12 protein-coding genes are annotated in these 19,128 nt (G+C 61.3%); 2 read left to right on the plus strand and 10 right to left on the minus strand.

The annotated features are described in order from the left end of the window. Nucleotides 1-33 precede the first annotated feature (33 nt). Nucleotides 34-2,259, minus strand: a complete 2,226-nt coding sequence (locus CLU94_RS07970; RefSeq protein WP_099665248.1) for a TonB-dependent receptor — start codon at nt 2,257-2,259, stop codon at nt 34-36. Between the two features lie 508 nt (nt 2,260-2,767). Here CLU94_RS07970 and CLU94_RS07975 point away from each other — a divergent pair. Further along, nucleotides 2,768-5,443 (plus strand): hybrid sensor histidine kinase/response regulator, encoded by a 2,676-nt coding sequence (locus CLU94_RS07975; protein ID WP_180278615.1) that lies wholly within the window; start codon nt 2,768-2,770, stop codon nt 5,441-5,443. Then, nucleotides 5,436-6,329, plus strand: coding sequence for a class A beta-lactamase (gene bla, locus CLU94_RS07980; protein ID WP_099665250.1), 894 nt, complete (start codon nt 5,436-5,438; stop codon nt 6,327-6,329). Before CLU94_RS07975 ends, bla begins: the two co-directional genes overlap by 8 nt. On the opposite strand, the gene CLU94_RS07985 is transcribed toward bla, so the two are convergent. From CLU94_RS07985 to CLU94_RS08025, 9 genes are all read right to left on the minus strand, one after another. Then, a complete protein-coding gene (locus tag CLU94_RS07985) occupies nt 6,330-6,764 on the minus strand; it encodes a DUF695 domain-containing protein (protein WP_099665251.1) in 435 nt (144 codons plus the stop codon). It lies immediately after the preceding gene. A gap of 38 nt (nt 6,765-6,802) precedes the next feature. Continuing rightward, entirely contained in the window at nt 6,803-7,465 is a 663-nt protein-coding gene (locus CLU94_RS07990) for a hypothetical protein (protein WP_143451377.1), read from the minus strand. Between the two features lie 96 nt (nt 7,466-7,561). Continuing rightward, nucleotides 7,562-7,828, minus strand: coding sequence for a PAAR domain-containing protein (locus CLU94_RS07995; RefSeq protein ID WP_099665253.1), 267 nt, complete (start codon nt 7,826-7,828; stop codon nt 7,562-7,564). A gap of 13 nt (nt 7,829-7,841) precedes the next feature. Then, complete coding sequence (locus CLU94_RS08000) at nt 7,842-9,458, minus strand: type VI lipase adapter Tla3 domain-containing protein (RefSeq protein ID WP_099665254.1); 1,617 nt, start codon at nt 9,456-9,458, stop codon at nt 7,842-7,844. Nucleotides 9,459-9,515: 57 nt separating this feature from the next. After that, entirely contained in the window at nt 9,516-11,810 is a 2,295-nt protein-coding gene (locus CLU94_RS08005) for a T6SS effector phospholipase Tle3 domain-containing protein (RefSeq protein ID WP_099665255.1), read from the minus strand. An 18-nt stretch (nt 11,811-11,828) separates the two neighbouring features. Continuing rightward, nucleotides 11,829-14,624: a type VI secretion system Vgr family protein gene (locus CLU94_RS08010; protein WP_099665256.1), complete on the minus strand. Its 2,796-nt coding sequence runs from the start codon at nt 14,622-14,624 to the stop codon at nt 11,829-11,831. 242 nt (nt 14,625-14,866) lie between these two features. Further along, nucleotides 14,867-15,730 carry a hypothetical protein gene (locus CLU94_RS08015; protein ID WP_099668207.1) on the minus strand — a complete coding sequence of 288 codons (864 nt, stop codon included), beginning with the start codon at nt 15,728-15,730 and terminating at the stop codon, nt 14,867-14,869. A gap of 74 nt (nt 15,731-15,804) precedes the next feature. Then, complete coding sequence (locus CLU94_RS08020) at nt 15,805-16,800, minus strand: extracellular catalytic domain type 1 short-chain-length polyhydroxyalkanoate depolymerase (RefSeq protein WP_099665257.1); 996 nt, start codon at nt 16,798-16,800, stop codon at nt 15,805-15,807. Nucleotides 16,801-16,884: 84 nt separating this feature from the next. Beyond that, nucleotides 16,885-19,089 carry a TonB-dependent receptor gene (locus tag CLU94_RS08025; RefSeq protein ID WP_099665258.1) on the minus strand — a complete coding sequence of 735 codons (2,205 nt, stop codon included), beginning with the start codon at nt 19,087-19,089 and terminating at the stop codon, nt 16,885-16,887. Nucleotides 19,090-19,128 lie beyond the last annotated feature (39 nt).

The following is a 19,128-nucleotide window of genomic DNA, read 5'->3' on the forward strand; positions in this document are numbered from 1 at the left end:
GCCAGCACATGGCCGGCACCTGGTATCAGGCAATTAGAAGTTGCCCTTGAACTGCACGCCAAACTGACGTGGCTCATTGATGAAGCCCGTGCGGTTGTTAAAGTCGATGGCGCCCGTGATACGCTGGGTGTCGGTGATGTTGCGGCCAAAAACGGCCATTTCATACTTGCCGGCATCCCAGGTGTAGCCCACGCGCAAGCCACCTTCGACCATCGGCTTGCCGGTGAACTCGGTGGACTCGTACAGGAAGAAGTTGATCTTGCTGCGGTAAGCCCAGTCCGTGAAGACGAAGAATTCGCCGTTTTCCATCGGGATCGAATAACGGCCCGTGGCGGTGATCGTCCACTTCGGCGCTTGCGGCAACGGATTGCCATTGATGATGGCGAAGCCGGCGGCGTTTTTCGGATCGGTCACGGTGCAGCTGCGGCACGTGGCCACCGACAGGCTCGGATCCTTGATTTCCGTGAAGTTGTAGCTGCCGCCCAGGGACATCTTCAGGCTAGGCGTGACAAAACCTTCCAGTTCCAGTTCCGCGCCGCGGCCATTCGTCTTGGCTGCATTGATCAAACGCGTCACGTTCGAGGTGCCGCCCACGACCGTCAGTTGCTGGTTTTTCACCTGGTAGTTGTACAGGCTGAAAGCAACGCGGGCACGGCGCTCGAACAGGTCGGCCTTGATGCCCGCTTCGACCGAGGTGATGGTTTCCGCGTCGGCAACCGTTACGGACACCTTGTCGCTGGCTGGCGCGATACTTGGCGCGCGGAAACCGGTAGCGATACGGCCGTAGAAATTCACGTCCTTGTTGTACTTGTAGGTACCGCTCAGGTCCCAGTTGACCTTGGCTTTGCTGACATCGGCGCTGGTCGGAGAAATCTGGACGATACGGTCCGCTTCAACGGTGTTGAAATCCTTCTTGTCCTTGGTGTAGCGCAAGCCGGCACGCAGCATGAAGTCATCGTTGACGGCATAGTTGACGGAACCGAAGGTGGCCCAGGCACTGTTTTTCTGGCGGCTGGCCAGGTGCGAAACGAGCGCATGGTCGCTACCGCCGAAATTATCCGTGTAGCCGTTGGCATCTTCGTTGAAGTAGTACACGCCGGCCTGCCAATTGAGCGGACCGGCATTTTTCGATTCGGCGCGGAATTCTTGCGAGTACTGTTTCACGCTCTTGATGCCGCCAGCAGTTTCCACCGGGAATGGAATCGCTGGCACCATGCCTTTTGCGCCGCCATCGATGTCGCCATGCGACACATACTTGCCCACGCGTTCGAAACCGGTGATCGAGTACAGCTTGACGCCATCGAGTTCCCAGCTCAGGCGGGCGCTGGCGCCATTGGTGCGCAGTTCCTGGAAGTTCAAGGCATCGGTATAGGATTTGGTCGGATTGAAACCGTCGACCAGGTCATTCGTGCCCAGCTTGATGGCGTTGGCGAAGAACACGCGCGCGCTGCCCGTGGTGCTGCGCTGATGTACGTTGAACAGGGCGTTGAACGTGCCGTTCGGCGCATACATCAATTGCACGCGTTCCGCGTGTTCGTTGTAGCCGTCCAGCGCGTTTTTCTGGCCCGTAAACGTGTTATCGACGTAATCGTCGCGGTGCTGGCGCAAGGTCGAGACACGCATCGCCCATTCTTTGCTCAGCGGCACGTTGACGGCGCCGTCGAAATTGGTGGTGTTGTGCGTGGCGGCGGAAACGTTGTAATAGCCTTCAACCTTGTCCAGGTTCGGCTTGACGGATTCGAACTTGACCACGCCGGCAGGCGTATTGCGGCCGAACAAGGTGCCTTGCGGGCCGCGCAGCACTTCCACGCCAGCCACGTCGAAAATCGGATAGCCCTTGAGGATAGGGTTTTCTTGCACGACATCGTCGTAAATCAGGGAAACAGGTTGCGATGCAAAGATGTTGAAGTCGGTATTGCCGTAGCCGCGGATGTAGAAGCGGGGGAAGGTGCGGCCATTCGACGATTCCACGTTCAGGCTCGGCACTTTGCCGGCCAGCACGCGAATGTCTTGTCCACCGGACACCAGCACGTCGAGCTTTTCATCACGCAGCAGCGACACGGAGACGGGCACGTCGCGGATATTTTCCTTGCGGCGCTGCGCCGTCACGGTCACGGTTTCCAGCTGGCTGGCGGCAGGGGTCGTATCAGCAGCGACTTCATCAGCATAAGCCGAGCCGATAGGCAAGGCAGCGGACAGTGCCAGCATAGCAGCGCTTTTGGCGCACAAACGCTTGTGCATCTTGGACATCTTGATCATGTTGTTTCCCAGAAGTTTAAAAAAGAATTGCGAAACCTGTCTCCGGGTTATGTACGGCGCTGGATGATCGTTTGCACCATTTTGGTGCAACAGCGCGAGCGGATGTTTCTCCACTCTCGGCGTCACTGGCTCTGCCCTGGCTGTCGTCCAAGCTGACAGCGGTTCTGGCCGCATCTCCGGGATGTCTGATGAACACCAACTTTTAAGTAAGGCGCCAATTTAATTCAAGCGCCTTATGCGCTGCAAGAATATTGTTATGTAAAATATTCATTCATCAACATAAAGGCCAGACTAGTGGTTATTCAGCCACAATAGCGTGCTCGCCTTGCTATTTCCTCCGATGCCATGCCGCGTGACGCACCTTTTCGCCAGGCCAGCCGAAAGCGGAATTGCTGCCCTGCGAGACAGCCCCGAGGGTAAAAATAGTTGTAATATCGCCAGAATGAAGTTGCCAGACCGCCCCATTCCAGTGCGGCGGCGGCCCCCTGCACCATCGTCGATAGCCTCCATGCCAGAACCCAGCCAGCCCAGCAACGCCGTCCCGTCCTCCACCGTCGCCGCCCAGGCGGCGCATCTGCTGCTGAGCGCCCATTGCGACATCGTCTGGAGCACGAAAACCTTCGGCCAGTTCGATGCCGACCAGCCGTCCTGGCGCGCCTTCACGGGCCAGACCGAGGCCGAACTGCTGGGCCGCGGCTGGGTCAATGCCCTGCATCCGGACGACCGCAACTTGCCTTACGTCATGCCATCGCACCTGACCAGCGTGTTCGAAGCGGAATACCGGCTGCGCCACGTCAGCGGCGCCTACCGCAACATGCTCGTGCGCATGCTGCCCGTGCTGGCGCCCGACGGCAGCATCGTTGAATGGCTGGGCTCGCATAGCGACGTGACGCGGCAACGGCAGACGGAACAGCGGCTGCGCCTGGCCATGCAGGGCGGCCGCATGGGCACGTGGGAGATCGACCTGGGCAGCGGCAGCATGGCCGGCTCCGACGCCTTCAAGGCGAACCTGGGCCTGCCGCCTGACAGCCCCATCGATTACGCGCAGCTGACGGGCGCCATGCTCGACGGCGACCTGCAGCACTGGCAGACGGTGGTGCACGCGGCCATCGCCAGCGCCAGCGATTTCGAAATCGACATCCGCGTGCGCTGGCCCGACGGTTCACTGCACTGGGCGCACATGCGCGGCACCTGCGCCAGCGATGGCGCCGGCAACGTGATCGCCCTGTCCGGCATTTCGCTCGACCTGACGACCAGCAAGCAGAACGAGGAAACCCTGCGCCTGACCCTGGCGGCTGGCGAAGTGGCCACCTGGAACTGGGACATCGTTGCCGACCGGGTCACGGCCGACAGCAATATGGCGCGCTTGTTCCCCGTCAATGCCGATGCGGCCACGGCGGCGCCGCTGGCGCGCTACCTGGAGATCATCCATCCCGATGACCGCGAGCAAGTCAGCGCGCAGATTACCCAGGCGCTGCAGGCGCACACGCCGTTCGAGGCCAGCTACCGCGTCGGCGCCGGCGATGGCCAGTACCGCTCGGTCATTGCACGGGGCCGCGCGGAATACGCGCCCGATGGCACGCCCCTGCAATTGCCCGGCGTCTTGCTCGACATCACGCGCCAGAAACAGGTGGAAGATGCGCTGCGCCGCAGCGAGGAGCGCTACCGCACCCTGATCGAGCTGATGGACCAGGCGTTTTGCGTCATCGAAATGCTGTACGACGAGCAAGGCCGCCCCATCGATTTCCGCTACCTGGAAGGCAACCCCGCCTTCGTCAAGCAGTCGGGACTGGACAATGCCATCGGCAAGACCATCCGCAGCTTCGTGCCCGACCACGACCAGCACTGGTTCGACCTGTACGACCAAGTCGTCAAGACCGGCGAGCCCGTGCGCTACGAAAACGAAGCCGTGGCCATGGAGCGCTGGTTCGAAGTCTTCGCCGCGCGCCTGGGCGGCCCCGGCAGCCGCCTGCTAACGGTGCTGTTCAGCGACATCAGCGAGCGCAAGCGTTCTGAGCAGCAATTGCGCCAGCTGGCCGACAACCTGTCCGAAATGGACCGGCGCAAGACGGAATTCCTGGCCACGCTGGCGCACGAACTGCGCAACCCGCTGGCGCCCATCCGCAACGGCTTGCAAATCATGCGCCTGGCCGCCGACAAGCCCGCGACCGTGGCACGCGTACGCGACGTGATGGAACGGCAAGTCAATCAGATGGTGCATCTGGTCAATGATTTACTGGACGTGGCCCGCATCACGCGGGGGCAGATCGAACTCAAGCTGGAACGCGCGGACTTGAAAACCATCATCGCCAGCGCCGTGGAAACGAGCATGCCGCTGATCGAGGCCAGCCGCCATCAATTGCAGGTGCAAGTCGATGAGCAAGCGCTGCCGCTCGAGGCCGACCCCACGCGCCTGGCGCAAGTGCTGGGCAATCTGCTCAACAATGCCGCCAAGTACACGCCGGCCGGCGGCCAGATCAGCTTGCGCGCGCGGCACGACGGCAACGAGGCATTGATCGAGGTCAAGGACAGCGGCGTCGGCATCCCCGCCGAGTCGATCACGACCGTGTTTGACATGTTCACCCAGGTGGGACAGAACATGGGCCGCGCGCAGGGCGGGCTGGGTATCGGCCTGTCGCTGGTGCGGCGCCTGGCCGAGTTGCATGGGGGCAGCGCCACGGCGGCCAGTCCCGGCGCCGGCCTGGGCAGCACCTTCAGCGTGCGCCTGCCCCTGCTGGCGGAGGCAGCGGCAGCGCCCGCAACAGTGACCACGCCCGCCAGTGCCGCCGGCGGCCCGCATTTCCGCGTGCTGGTGGTCGACGACAATGTCGATGCGGCCGATACCCTTGCCGCCGTGCTCGACATGATGGGCCATGTCACGCAAGTGGCCCACGACGGCGCGCAGGCCCTGGCCGTGGCGCCGCAATTTTTGCCGGACGTCATCTTCCTCGACATCGGCTTGCCCGGCATGAACGGCTACGAAGTGGCGCGCGCGCTGCGCCGGATACCGGCCGGCGCCAACGTCGTGCTCGTTGCATTGACGGGCTGGGGCGCCGAAAACGACCGCAGCCAGTCGAGTGCGGCCGGCTTCGACCACCATCTGACCAAACCGGCCAACCTGCTTGCCATCGGCGAACTGCTGGCTACCCTTTCCACTCCAACAACACTGACCGACCATGACTGAATCCCTGAACCACGTCCGCCGCCACCTCCTGCTGGCCGGCGGCACCGCCCTGCTGTGCCCGACACCGCTGCTGTTTGCCGCGCCCGCCACCGGCATCGCCGCCGCACAGACGCAGCTGGCCGCGCTGGAACAGGCCGCAGGCGGACGCCTCGGCGTTGCCGCCTGGCGCCACGGCAGCGAACAGCGCGTTGCCTATCGCGCCGACGAACGCTTTCCCCTGGCCAGCACCTTCAAGGCCATGCTGGCGGGCGCCGTGCTGGCCCGCAGCGTCAGCCAACCGGGTTTGCTGGACCAGCACGTGCGCTACGAGAAAAAAGAACTGGTCACGTATTCGCCCATCACGGAAAAGCATCTGGCCGACGGCATGAACGTGGCCGACCTGTGCGCCGCCACCTTGCAGTACAGCGACAATAGCGCGGCTAATTTCTTGATGAAAATATTGGGCGGACCGCAAGCCGTGACGGCGTTTGCGCGCAGCATTGGCAATACGGTGTTCCAGCTGGAACGCTGGGAAACGGAATTGAATAGCGCCATCCCCGGCGAAGTGCGCGACACGGCCAGCCCCGCGTCCATGGCGCACAGCTTGCAGCAATTGTTATTGGGAAATAGCTTGCCGGCACCGCAGCGCCAGCAACTGGACGCGTGGATGCGCGGCAACACGACGGGCGACAAGCGCATCCGCGCCGGCGTGCCTGCCGGCTGGCAGGTGGCGGATAAAACGGGTTCGGGCGCGTATGGCAGCGTCAACGACATCGGCGTCGCCTACCCGGCCAGCGGCGCGCCGCTGATCATCGCCGTGTACTACACGCGCGAACAGAAAAAAGCCGACACGAACCAGGACATCATCACGGCCGCCACGCGCATCGTGTCGGCCGCATTGACGTAATTACTTCGGCAGCGCGGCCATGAAGCCTGCATACGTGGACCAGGCGGGGTCGGCCGCGCTGCGGATTTCAATCGGGAACTTTGGACGCGGCGCCAGCGCCATGTTCAGGCGATTGAAAAACTCTTCGCCCGACTGCGTGTAATAGATCCATTCGCGCAAGTTCTCGCCCGTCGACACCAGCGCCAGCGTGGCGAAGCCTTGCTCTTCCACCACGGGCGCCAGCGCCGCTTCCAGCTCTTCCATGTGCTCGCGCTCGTTCGGCGCGGGCATGCCCGTCTCGTCCTCATAGCGCCAGGCGATGATGATGCGGTCCGGCTGCGACGACAGATCCCAATCGTCATGGAAGGTGTCGACATAGCGGTAGATGATGGCCATCTCGTCGCTATGCGTGACGATGGTGCCCCAGCTGCGGGCGGAAGTGGAATTTTCGTTCATGGTTGCAACAGTCAAAAAAACAATCGAGGGGGCGCAGCTTACAGCACTGGCGGGCAAGTCACATTCCACGCGTCATACTGGGCACCGCTCTTGCGCAGCCAGACGCGGGCGTAGCTGTCGCGGTCGCTCTTGAACACGAGCGCATAGCGCTCTTCGGCACGCGGTGCGGCGGCGCCCACGTCGACGGCCGCCAGCGAAAACTTCAGCGCCCGCAACGGGGCGCAGGCCGTATTGCCCGCCATCAATAAGCGCGCCCGCTCCAGCAGCGGCTTCTGGTACAGCAGCACGCCTTCCAGTTCCGCATCGGGGACGCGCTGCAGCATGCGCACGGGTTCGGCCACGGGGCGGCAAGTGCCGCGGTCGAGCCAGGCAAAATATTCCATGCCCGCCTCCTGCCAGCGCGCCTGCTTGCCCTCGCCGTGCAGCACGAACTTGGTGCGCTGCGTGCGGCACAGCGCGCCATGACCGCGATACGGCGCCGTTTCCACGCTGCCCACCACTTCGCTGCCACGTCCGCCCACCACGGGCACGCTCTCGAACACAGTGCGCGCAGCCGGCTCGCCCGGATATTGCTGCGCATAAAATTCCAGCAAGGACGCGCGCTGCTGCGCATCCACCGCCACCGCCTCGGCGGCACTGGCAGAGAGGCACACAGCCGACACTACGCACAGCGCCAAGGGGCGCACGATATATCTAGGCATGGATCCAGGCATGGCATTCCTTCATCGACGTTCAAGGGCGGGTATCGCCCAAGCGCAGATTATATAGTTACCAGGAAATACCAGGAGGAGCGGACGTCAGGACGTGCGGAAGCTGGCGCCGCCAGCGAGCAACTTGGCGCCGCAGGTGGTGCTATCGCCTTCGAAGGCGATAGCGATGCCGTTGATGCTGTGCCGGGATGAGCCGCTGGCAATCTTGCAACCCTGATGTCCCTTGATGGGGCAGCTGCACAAGTCCCCGACGCAGGCGACAGGAATCCCATTGACCGTAAAATGCGTGGCGGCACAACTGAGCACCTTGCCGCCGTGCGAAGTGGCGTCGCCCAACCTGATGACTTTGCGCATGCTGCCTCCAGAATCATTGTCCCGCCTGGTTTTCCAGGATGGCTTCCACCGATGGCGCCGCGTAGTTTGCGGGGTCGACGGCTGGCGTGATACGGCTGCGGAAGATATCGCCGCCGGCATCCTGTTTCTTGCGGGTTGCGTCCGATGGCGGCGTGATGAAGATAATGCTCGCCTCGTTATTGTCACGCAGATTGATCGCCGCACTGGCGCCACCGTCGCGATAGCTGCCCATCACGCCGATGGCCATCTGCATGAACCAGGTGGCCGCACCGGTATTGCCCAGGCGATGATCGGTATTGATGAACTGCGCGCTCTTGCCGCTGTCGATTTCCGGGCCGCCCTGTGCCGCGTAGTCATGCAACATGCCTTCCAGCATCAGCAACTGTTCCGGCTGCTTGCCCGTACCGGCCACGACGCGCGCCGGCCCCTTGCCGCGCTCCGCTTCCGGCAAGGTCTGCAGTGCCTGCTGCCAGCCCGCATTGAATATCTTCTGGCGCGCATCACGCCGCGTGACGGGCTTGCCTTCCTCATCCGTAAATTTGACGAATACGGGCCGGTGCACGAAACCGAACGAGGGCAAGCGGTCGAAGGTTTCCATCTGTTCCCGGTTCCATGGAATGGGGAACCACGGCGTCGGCTTCCAGTCGCGCGGCGGACGATTTTCCCATGGGTTGAGTTTATCGAAGGTATGCAAGCCCACGCCGCGGATATCGGGCCGCTGAGCGAAGGCGGCGGCGGCGGCGAGCCATTCGGCGACGGTGGGTTGACGCTCGCTGAAGGCGTCAGGTCGTTTCTGTTTCTCGCGTGAGGGAAGCGATTGCATCAGTTCGTTGTACATGGCACGGAGTTGTTCCCTAACGAATTTATTCGCTGGGTCATCCCATACAAAAGGGCGCAACGGTTCTATTCGCTCTCGGCGCGCAAGGATAAATACTGCCGTGGCATCGGGCATATCTGGAATGAAATATCCGTTTGCCAATTTCCTTGCAGTACCTGGCTTCCGGTTGCCATCCCGCGTACCAACGCTGTCCTCCGAGTGTAAGGCGACGTAGGGTACGTCAGGATGCTTATCGAAAAAATCAAAAACATCAATCAACAATTGATCGGGATGTTCATCCAACTTCCATGAAGCCACGGAAAATAGATGCAAGGGCATGCCCCCCGTACCAGCGCCAGCCACGAGTCCCGCCATCGGCTCTATCAAGCTCGGTTGTGCGGCCGGGTCGAGGATGGGAGTACCTGCATAGAAGGATGGCAAGCCCCAGTTCATCGGAGTGAAATTGATGCCATTTTCCAGCGCATCGTAGGCCCTACTGCCGCCCTCCCCATCCTTGTCATCACCCGTCCATGGGTATTTCTTGGGGTCTTGTTCGCGTATGCTGGTATAAGCACTTCCTTTTTGCAAAGTTTCCCACAATTTTCCCTGACGGTATTTGTCCACCGTCACACCGAATCCGATCACTTCCAGCACGTATTCTTGCCCAGATTCCACAGGTTTCGTTGGCTGTTGCGCCTGCAACTGGGATGCAATTTCACGCGCCTGACTCTTCGATAAGGCATTGAGCCATAAAAAACCAAAAAATAAAATTACAACAACTAATGATATTCCCAACCAACGAAGCGTCATCATAGCTATCACCTTTTGGTCTGCAATTCCGGCGAGACAATATTCGGCCCAGGCAAGTTGCTACCGACGGGGCTTCGACAATTCTTTTATTTTGCTTTTTTCACTCACTATTTTTATGTTTTTTGTTTGTGACACTACAATTTTCCACAACGGCCCTGATAGCAAGGGCAATCCTACAGGCAAGATCCCAGTGTTGTAATAGTCAATGCTGCCATTGATCGCAGCACTTCTCCATCCAGGTTCTACGGATAAATAGGGAGCAAACTCCAATATGAATTTATCTTTTATCCGTATTCCCTTACGCCCTTTTTCGTTGCTCTTCAGGTTCTTCACCCGCCAATCCGCCACCGCACACAGATACGCATAAAACTGCGGATCCGACGACGCCTTGCCACTGCCAATGGCCACGTCATACGCCGTCACTTGGCGATGATTCTTCGCGCTACCGATAATGGAACTGTGGAAAGATTTGGCACTGACCTCGCGCTGCCAGCGCAAGCGCGCCTCGTTCGGACTTTCCTGAATTTTCGCCACGACGTTGCTGTCAGGGTAGCGTAGCGCGGACACGATTTCACGTTGATCAAGCTTGTCTTTCACGTGCAGTCCCTGTTCTTTGTTGTAGCTTGCCGTCATCAATGCCAACTCTCGTGGATTAAGGTGTTCTAGCCGCTCGGGAAACTTTTGATAGCCTCCCGGATCAGGACGATATTCGCTACGTAACTGCATGCCAGTCCCGCTCGTCAGTGCGACCGTAGCATCGCAAGGATCAACCTCCTCCGTGGGTCCCTGATCGGCAACAGGACGGTTTCTCATCATGGACGTTGCCGGGATACTCGCAGGATCGATTTGCGACATGCCGCGTAAATCGGCGGCCACCGGCTGCTTCAATGCTTCGCCCGTAATGGTGCGTATGCCATTGCGCTGCTCCATCTTTCCCAACCGGGCATTGACAGGCCAGGCCACCGCCTGATGTTGTGCACGGTGTTTTCGCAGCGAAACCTCCACGTGCGACTGCTCCGTTTCCGTCGGCAGGCGCAACGGAAAATCAAAAGGCGGCGGCTTGCCCACCAATGAAACCGTGGTCTTGCCAGTGGCCGGATCCAGCCTGGTCTTCTCGCTGAATACGCGCTGATAAAATCTGCCCCCCAGTTCCGCCAGCGCGCCGCGTACCTGCTTGTGTTCCACCATCTTGGTATGTCCGGAAGAAATACTGTACCCATCAAGACTGGATGTCTCCTCTTCTTCCATCAATTCACTTCCCGACGCATAATCGGGCACGCCATCCCATCCTATGCCCTGGATGTTATCCAGCGCCACGGTCATATCTTCAGGGCAAAAATACAGATAGACTTTGCGGCGATTGTCGCGGTCGTCGGCACTCTGCCAGCGGCTGCCGACCATGCCACGATGTTCGTCCTTTTTCAGGTCGGAAAACGGCGGCTTGCATGCCTGGCCGTTGCCCTTCGCCACGCCGGTAACTATATTCACCAAGGTCTTCAGGCGCGCGCCCAAGGTCTGCGCACCACTGAGCAAATGGTAGTAGGGCTTCATTGCCGCATCCTCGCCGCCATCGAACCAGGCGGCACCTCGCATCAACAGAGGCAGGCTGTCCACCAGGCTGTACGGCGGATGCGTGAGTATCAGATTATCGGCCGGCGCCAGCCCCTTTTCCATCAGCATGGCTTGCGCCAGCAGCGACAGCAGGCAACCCTGGCTGTGAGCAACGATGCTGACAGTGTCTTCCGCGTCATAATCGCGGATCATGGAAATGAGTGCGGCCAGGCGCTGCGCCGCCAGCACCATGTACATACGCCCGGGCGCCGTCCTCAGTGGCCGCAAAGCATCGCCCATGGGATCCGCAGGTGCATACATGCCCGGGCGCCACATGTCGGGCAAGCTGCTGGTGGCGTTGCCGAACGGCCCGCCTTCCTTGGATAAATCCTTGTCCAGGCGGTTACCGTAGCGATCAACAAACTGTCCATTGACGACATCAATTTTGTCCTTCACTTCACGGTAGCCCCAGTAAAATGGAATCACGGGACTGTTAGTATTCTTGTCGATGGTGCGCTTGAAAAAGACGGCGTCGGGATCGTCTTCCAGCCTGTCCTTGTCCGCCGCCACAGGCATGCGGTAAGACGCGGCCGTAAAGCCGCGACCCAGCCTTTGCGTCAGTCCTTCGCACAAGCCATCTTCCACCGCCTTGTAGCTGACGCCCACATCGTTGACGCCATGAATGACGATGATATTGCCCGGCAGATTGCGGCGTATCTTGACCTTCTTGCACACGCTGCGTTCGCAATGCAGGATCGCCACATCGTCGCCCACGACATACGGCACTGTCGGATAACTGCCCATCGCACTCTCCTGGCGTCATCAATCCTTGTTGTTGAACACTTCGATGGCGGCCAGATGCATCGCCGTGCGCTCCAGCACGTCCGTCTTGCCGCTCCCATCGCTGCGGCCATCCGTCGCTGAACCATCGCCCAGCTTCACTGCAAAGTGCGCCTGCGGCGCCAGCTGCGGTTCTTGCGGCACGCCATCGACGGGACTGTCGTCGCCCTCGTATTGAAAAATGAATTGCTGGTCGGTCTTGCCCTCGGCAAAGTTTGGCAATTGCACCGCCATGCTCTGCGGATCATTGAAAACGAAGTTGGGTGCATTGAAATTCAGCGGCGACTTGCTGCCGAAGGTGATGCCATCGGCGATGCGGATAAAGGCGCCGTGCTTGGAGATCAACACGATTTCATCGGCCATGCCAGTCAGCTTGCCGTCGCTGGCCGTCAGTTTCAGGTTTTTCCCCGCATTCAGTTCCATGTCGTCATGCTGGCTTTGCAGCAGGAACTTGCCATGGTGCGCGATGGCGCGGATGCCGTCCGCATGGGAAAACAGCGATATGCCCTTGCCCGCATTCACGCTATAGCGCTGGCCCGCGACCGCTTGCAGATGCTGCTGCGCCACCGTATCGATATTGCTGGCGGCGTAGCTGACGATGGCCTTCGAACTGGCAAAGCTGATGCCGGCGGGCGCCGTGACGGCAATCGCCGCCGCACCGCCCAGTTCGGCACGGGGCTCCGTATTGCTGCCGCCTTCCCAACTTTTTAAACTTTGCTGCAATGCCTGCTGCGCCTGGTCTTCCTGTTCCAGTGCCTGATGCGCCACCGCATAGCTGCCCAGCGAGCGAAACAATTCCAGGCAGTTTTCCATCAGGCCCAGATATTCGCTGCGTGCCATATGGCTGCCATCGCCATTCAGGCGCTTCCAGGCCGAAATCAGCATGCCCTTGCCCGCCCGCATAGCCATTTGCTCGTCGGTACGCAACTCGGCACCCTCGCCGCGCGCCGTGCCCTGGCCGTTGCGCCTATCCTGCGTCAGCCAGCCCAGGTTGAGCTGGGTGGAACCATGATCGCTGGCAAGCTGGGCATTGATTTGCCCATGGACATCATCGAAGCGCAGCTGGTTGCCACGCGTGCCCTTGATTTCGCGGCTTTTGATGCCGGACAAGTAACGGTTACCGGGCAAGTCGCCTGCCTTGCTCAGGGCGATCGGCTGCGCGTTGTGGTTGTATAGCTGGCCGACGACGATAGGCCGGTCCGGATCGCCGCCGAGAAAGGCCAGCAGGACTTCGCTGCCCACGCGGGGCAAGCCCAGGTAGCCGCATTGCTGCATGCTGCCAGGTCCGTTCCCCGCCCAGTTCGACGCGACGCGTATCCAGGCCGAATCGGCATCCGTGTCGGAGGCGCCCGTGCCGCCCGCATGCTCGTGGTCCAGCTTGCGCGTGGCGGGAAAGCGAACCTTGACCCGGCCCATCGCGTCGCAATGGACTTCCTCATTCGCCGGTCCCACCACCACGGCGCTATGCATGGTGACTGGCGGCAGGTCGATGCGCGTGTCATAGGATGGGACGATGGGCACGCCGCGCCGCACAGCAGTCAGTGCAATATGCATGCGCAAGGGGCCATCATCCACCACCGCCGCCAGTTCGCGCTGCGACAGCGCTATGTCATCGGCCAGCCAGCGGTTGCGCGCAAACAGGCGTGCTACCCTGGCGGCAAGCTCTCGGGGTAAGTTATTTTGCGCTGCCACCTGCAGCGATGTAACGACAAAATCACGCTCGGCCACCGGCAAGGCGTCAATGTCCGGGTGCTCGGCCAGGCTGAAGTATTCGCCCGGGCACAGGTCGCGCACACTGCCTTCGGCGTGAAAGCAATGGCTCTCGTAATCGTGCTGCTGCATGGCCAGCATGCCCAGCTGGCACAAGGCCTCATGATCGATGCCCGCGCGCGGCGGCAGTACGCGGTAATCATCAAGCGTGGCGGCAACGGCATTGCCATGCATGCCCTGCTGTCCACGCCCCAAGGCATCGGCAGTCATGAACGGCCGCGCGCGCGGGTGTTCTTCATTCCAGCTATGGCGCGTCACCTTGCCCGCCTGCAGCTTGCGCACTTCGCTCCACGACGTCAGGGTGTCGCGCTGTTCCGTCGCGCGGTCCGCGTGATAGCGCACGGTATCCGCCATGTTTTTCCGCAAGCCATCGGCATGGTTGAATAGCACCAGGGTATGCGCCGGCTCGGCATGCGTATCCGTATTGCCCACCGCACGAAAAAACCAGGCGACGCCGCTACGCTTGAGCAAGCGGCGCACGAAGGCTGCATCGGATTCATTGTGCTGCATGACAAATTCACGCTGCGGATACATTTGCGCCTCGAAGAAATCGGCAAATGCATACTGGAAGGCGTGCGCCAGCACGGTATTGCTGCGTATCCACTCGTCGAGCAGGGTCTTGACGATCTCGATATCCGTCAGGCGCCGGAAGACGCGCGTATTGCAGCGCTTCTCCATGATGGCGAAGGCATCCGTCAGCACCAACTGGTAGCTGGCCAGCCCACCGTCGCTGTCGCCGGCACTGGCTTGCGTGACGAGGCCGCAGATACTGCGCAGCCTGCCCTGATCCGTCACGAGATCGATGGCGGCGGGCAAGGCAATCAAACTACTGAGCGGCAAGTCGGCATGCGTCGAAACACACAGCACACGGTACTCGATACCGCCACAGATCGCCTCGCTGCCGGCGATACGCTGTGGTATCAGCACGCCGGCGGGCACCTTGGGCGAGACACCCAGGCGCAGGCGCAAGGGACGCTGGGCACCAGATATCGACTCGTCACCGTCCATGGAGTTCTCCTCATTCGCACTTGCATTTAGAGCCTATCCCAGTAGATGAATACATCTCCCGCTGGCGCGCCTCAGAAGCGGGGACTGCGTTGATCGTCGTTGCGTGGCTCGCCACGCGTCCTCCTCACGCCTTGTCCGCGCTCCTGATGTGCTGCCAGCAGAAGACGCTCCCTACTGGGATATGCTCTTAATCAAGCTGGAGAACCGACAATGCCATGAGATTGCAAGGAAATACTTGATATTTAGTAAGAATCCGCCAAGGTTCCCACTACTTCCGTCAAGCTTTGCCGCTTGGCCGCCAGCGCCGCATCCGCCAGGCTCCATTGCTCCAGCCGCAACGCATACGCGGGCGTCATCATCCAGCCGAACACTTCCGCCTTGTCTTCCTCGGGGCCGTAGGCGGCGTACAGGCTGACGAGGCCCGGCTGCGGGTGGCCCAGGTTCTGGAAGCCCTTGCCATAGGCCGTGGCGCCGCCCTGGCCGTAGGCTGTGCCGGGCGGGTTCAGGGCCAGCCAGGCTGGGTCGCGGTAATAGAAATCGTTGAACAGCCGGTATTCGATGAAGTGGTAGTACTCGTGGTGCACGCGCAGCTCCATGCCGGACGGACACATCGCGGCCAGAAGGTTGTCGGCGTAGACGACACTGTCGATTTCCGGCGCCGGCATGGCCAGGCGGCGCTGGCCGTCCACGCTCAAATCCTTGACCAGGACGACGTGGCGCAAGCCCGTGCGCGCGAAGACGCCTGCCGGATAGCGCTCCATGGCCGGCAAAACGATGCTGAGCAGCAATTGCAGCCCGGCACGGTCTTGCTCCGACTCCGTAAAGGCGTGCGCCGCGCTGCCGGGCATGGACAAGGTCCAGGCGGGCGCCAGTTGCAAGGCCGCCAGGCGCGCAGTGGCGATCGCCTGCAACTGCGCCACGCTGGCGTCCCTGGGCGCGACGGGGGCGTAGCGCACGTTCCAGTCGCATTCGCTGCGCATGCTGTCTTGCTGGGCGGCACGCTCGAACGCTTGCGCCTCGGCGGCCGATGGCGCGGGCGGGCCGCCACTGGCACAGGCGGACAGCAAGGCGACGGCAAGGCAGGACAGCAGGCGGCAAGCGGGCATGGGATTTTTCACAGGCATAAAATGGGGCGCAATCGCGGCGCCCCATTCTACAAGATGGAAATTTCCCTACGCCATCAGCGCTGGTAATTCTTGAAGAAATTCCAGCTGATCACGGTGGCGTCCGGGCCCAGCTCGTCGCTGAATGGCCAGCCGGGAGGGCCGCCGCTCCACGCGTGGTTCATGCCCTCGACCGTGTACTTTTGCGCGATGACGGCGCCGTTGTGCAAATACGTGTCGATGGAATAGCTGCGGCCATACGGCACCGTCTGGCGCACGATGCTGTCGGCACGGTAGCGCACGCTGTCATTGTCGAGGCCATCGTCGCCGTAATCGCTCGTTTGCAGGAATTGCTCGATGGTTTGCTCGCCATTGATCGGGTTGACGACGATGTCGGAAGTGCCGTGGAACACCATCGTCGGCATCAATCGGCGCGGCGACCCCGAGCAGCGCCAGGCATCCTTGCCGCGCACTTTCGGGTCGAAGGAGCTGCCGTTGAACAGGGAATCGGCGGCCGTGACCATGCCCGTGGCGCCCTTGTACATGCCGCCCGAATGCACCATCACGGCGGCGAACACGTCCGAGTAGCAGGCGGCCATGATGGACGCCATGGCGCCGCCGGCCGAGATGCCCGTCACATACACGCGGCTGTCCTGCACCGCATACTTGCTCTTGACCTTGTTCAAGATGCCCATCAGCACGGCCGGTTCGCCCGTGCCCCGCTCCTGGTTCAGCGGCAACATGAAATTCCAGCAGCGCATCGGGTTGGCCGTGACGTTCTGGCGCGGATAGACGACGATGAAGTTTTCGCTGTCGGCCAGCTGGTTGTAGCGGCTGACGGCGGCCATGCTGTTGGGCTCGGAGCCGCAGCCGTGCAGCATCAGCACGACGGGCAGCGGCGTATTCGGATTGTAGTTGCTCGGTAGCCAGACCTGGTATTCGCGCGAACCCCACAGGCTCGCGTACAGGCCGAAGTCCCACTGGCCGGCTGCGGCCGGCAGCGCGGCCAGCAAGCCGCAGGCGGCGATGAGTGCAGATAATAAGTGACGCAGTTGCTGATTCAGATGTGCCATGCCAGTCTCCTGATTATTATTAAGGACGAAAACAGCGACAACAAACCGGCTTGATGCATATCAAGCCGGCACTTCTACAAGCGCTTAAAATTTGTAGCCTGCCTTGGCGATGATCTGGCGCGGCGGGCCATAGAAACCGTCGAGGATGAACAGCGCAGGAATGTTGTAGCCGTCCGTGCGGTAGCGTTTATTGCCCAGGTTGCTGCCGTGCAAACTGAAGGTCCAGTTCTTCGGCGCTTCCCATACGACGCCAGCCGTCCACATGCTGTAGCCGCCCTGCGCCAGCACTTCGCTCAAGTCCGTGGTCGGATACACCTTGCTGCGGTAGCCATAGCCGACCATGCTGCGCAGGGCGCCGCCAAACACGTCGCGGTCCGTGCGCGTCAGGTTCAGGCCCACTTGCCGGCGCGGCGTATTGCTGAACTTTTGCGTATCCGCAATGTTCTTGCCGCCGCTCATGAACTCGTCATAGCTGGCGTTCAGCAGCGCGAGGAAACCGTTGACTTCCCACTGGCGGTTCGGCCGCCATGAAAATTCGAACTCCGCGCCTTTGACTGTCGCCTTGCCCGCATTCGTGAAGTCGCCATAGAAACCGGGCAAGCCGCCCGGCTGCACGTAGCTGGTGAAGACGGACAACTGGATATCCTTGTAGCGGTTGTAGAACAGGGCGACGTTGGCGTCGAAGGTATCGTCCGGCGCCGCGTACTTCATGCCCACTTCCAGCGCATCGAGTTTTTCATCCTTGTACGGGCGCGCGGAATCGGGTACCACCAGGTTGTTGGCGCGCACGTTGTAGCCGCCCGACTTGAAGCCGCGCGACAAGTTGCTGTAGAAATTCGTCGTCTTCGACGCTTCATAGCGCACGGACAGTTTCGGCGAGGTATTGCTGACCGACAAAGATTTGTCGAAATCGGCCGCCGTCTGGATCGGGCGCGTAAAGCCCACGTCGGCAAAAGCACGGTTGAGCACGATGGCGCGCTTTTCCTCGCGCGTGTGGCGCAAGCCCGCATTGATGCTCCACGCCTTGCCCACGGGCCAGGTCCAGTCCGTGTACAGCGCCGTGCTGTCCGTCTCCACCGTGCTGACGGCGGCCTGGAACTGGCGTCCCAGGAAATTGTTGTAGATGCCGCCGCCGGCCGTGCCTTCGAAGCGGTACAGGCCGATCACACCGGCGCCATAGTCGCCGCTGTAGGACGCCTGCAATTCCAGGCTTTTCTGCTCGTCGCGCGAGTCGCCGAACACGTCGGCGATGGGTTGCGGCAAGCCGTCGAAGTCGATGGTTTGCTCGGACGTGCTGCGCCGCTTGGCACCGATCACTTTCACGGACCAGTCGTTCGACAGCGTGTAGTTGGCCACCAGCGAACCGCCCCGGTTGTGCGTGAAGTTGTTGCCCCGCATGCCGCTCTGGATATCGTAGGCGCTGGTGCTCGGTGGCCGCCTGAGCGGATCGAAAGCGCTCACGCCCATGCGCTGGAAACCGCGCACGCCCGATTTGTCGTCCGTGGCGTCCAGGCTCAGCACGACGGTCAAAGGGATGTCCTGCGGGAAGTAACCGACGGACAGGCGCGCGGCCGTGCTGTCCTGGTCGCTGACCTGTTCGCCGTTAAACGTGTTGCGGCCGAAACCGTCACGGTCCAGCTTGGCGGCCGCCAGGCGCGCGCGCCACGTGCCGTTTTCATTGGCCACATTGAAGGCGGCCTTGAAGTTGCGCTGGTTGTAGTTGCCGATGCCCACTTCCGCCGAGGCGCCGTTTTCCTTCGCCAATGGGCGCGAGATGTACTTGATGGCGCCGCCGATGGTGTTCTTGCCGTACAGGGTGCCTTGCGGGCCGCGCAACACTTCGATGCGCTGCACGTCGAACACGTCGAGCAGCGCGCCTTGCGGACGGGCCATGTAGACGTCGTCGAAATAAATGCCCACGCCCGGGTCCACGCCCCAGACGGGGTCGGCCTGGCCGACGCCGCGGATGAACGCCGTCAGGGTGGTGTTCGTGCCGCGCGAAGCGTACACGGTCAGGTTCGGCACGCGCTCCTGCAAGTCGGCCAGGTTCTGGATATTCGCCCGTTCCAGGGCCTTGGCGGAGAACGCCGTGACGGCGAGCGGCACGTCCTGCAGGCGCTCTTCGCGGCGGCGGGCGGAGACCGTCACGGTTTCCATGCGTTCCTTCGCATCGCTGGCTTCCTGGGCGCTGACGGCAGTTGCCGGGTTGGCTTCCTGCGCCTGGGCCTGGGTGGCAAACGCGCCGGCAACGGCGAGGGCGGCGGGCATCAATTTCAAAGCAAGTTTCATAGCGTCTCCAATGTCAGGCTTGCTTACCGCCAGGGAAAA

Origin of the sequence: Janthinobacterium sp. 13, from assembly GCF_002749695.1 — a bacterium.
Taxonomy (GTDB): domain Bacteria; phylum Pseudomonadota; class Gammaproteobacteria; order Burkholderiales; family Burkholderiaceae_D; genus Janthinobacterium; species Janthinobacterium kumbetense.

Excerpts from the sequence above, each read along its gene's own strand:
- CLU94_RS08010 (WP_099665256.1), bottom strand. The coding sequence starts at position 14,624 with ATGGACGGTGACGAGTCGATATCTGGTGCCCAGCGTCCCTTGCGCCTG.
- CLU94_RS08005 (WP_099665255.1), bottom strand. The coding sequence starts at position 11,810 with ATGGGCAGTTATCCGACAGTGCCGTATGTCGTGGGCGACGATGTGGCG.
- CLU94_RS08020 (WP_099665257.1), bottom strand. The coding sequence starts at position 16,800 with ATGGCACATCTGAATCAGCAACTGCGTCACTTATTATCTGCACTCATC.
- CLU94_RS07985 (WP_099665251.1), bottom strand. The coding sequence starts at position 6,764 with ATGAACGAAAATTCCACTTCCGCCCGCAGCTGGGGCACCATCGTCACG.
- CLU94_RS07990 (WP_143451377.1), bottom strand. The coding sequence starts at position 7,465 with ATGCCTAGATATATCGTGCGCCCCTTGGCGCTGTGCGTAGTGTCGGCT.
- CLU94_RS07975 (WP_180278615.1), top strand. The coding sequence starts at position 2,768 with ATGCCAGAACCCAGCCAGCCCAGCAACGCCGTCCCGTCCTCCACCGTC.
- CLU94_RS08015 (WP_099668207.1), bottom strand. The coding sequence starts at position 15,730 with ATGCCCGCTTGCCGCCTGCTGTCCTGCCTTGCCGTCGCCTTGCTGTCC.
- bla (WP_099665250.1), top strand. The coding sequence starts at position 5,436 with ATGACTGAATCCCTGAACCACGTCCGCCGCCACCTCCTGCTGGCCGGC.
- CLU94_RS07970 (WP_099665248.1), bottom strand. The coding sequence starts at position 2,259 with ATGATCAAGATGTCCAAGATGCACAAGCGTTTGTGCGCCAAAAGCGCT.
- CLU94_RS08000 (WP_099665254.1), bottom strand. The coding sequence starts at position 9,458 with ATGATGACGCTTCGTTGGTTGGGAATATCATTAGTTGTTGTAATTTTA.
- CLU94_RS08025 (WP_099665258.1), bottom strand. The coding sequence starts at position 19,089 with ATGAAACTTGCTTTGAAATTGATGCCCGCCGCCCTCGCCGTTGCCGGC.
- CLU94_RS07995 (WP_099665253.1), bottom strand. The coding sequence starts at position 7,828 with ATGCGCAAAGTCATCAGGTTGGGCGACGCCACTTCGCACGGCGGCAAG.